The 371-nt window shown below is 32.1% G+C and carries 1 protein-coding gene; it reads left to right on the top strand.

All coding sequences use genetic code 11. The features are described 5' to 3' along the window. Positions 1–371, top strand: a 371-nt coding sequence (locus tag FOT98_RS32000) for an IS200/IS605 family accessory protein TnpB-related protein (protein ID WP_144291307.1), incomplete at both ends; no start/stop codon positions are given.

Below are 371 nucleotides of genomic sequence, written 5' to 3'. Positions count from 1 at the left end.
CGTAACAAACACAGGTATGAAACCTGTCCTTGTTAAGGGCAAACATGTCAAAAGCATAAATCAATATTACAACAAAATGAAGAGTCATTTTACAAGCATTCTTAGAAATGGAAAACAAACGAATGAAGGACCTTTTACTTCTAAAAGGATAGAAAAACTTCATCAAAAACGTTACTTGAAAATAAAAGACGTCTTCCATAAAGTTAGTCACCATATCGTAAAACTAGCCCAAGAAGAAGAAGTTTGTAAAATCGTTATTGGTCAAAACAAAAGTTGGAAACAAGAAACGAATATGGGAAAAAGAAATAACCAATCGTTTTGTCATCTCCCGCATAGTTTACTGATTCAAATGATTACATACAAAGCAAATG

The sequence above is a fragment of the Bacillus sp. HY001 genome (assembly GCF_007558965.1).
In the GTDB taxonomy this organism is placed as follows: domain Bacteria; phylum Bacillota; class Bacilli; order Bacillales; family Bacillaceae_G; genus Bacillus_A; species Bacillus_A mobilis.
The sequence above is the reverse complement of the archived record's forward strand: the minus strand, read 5'-3'. Positions and strand labels throughout refer to the sequence as shown.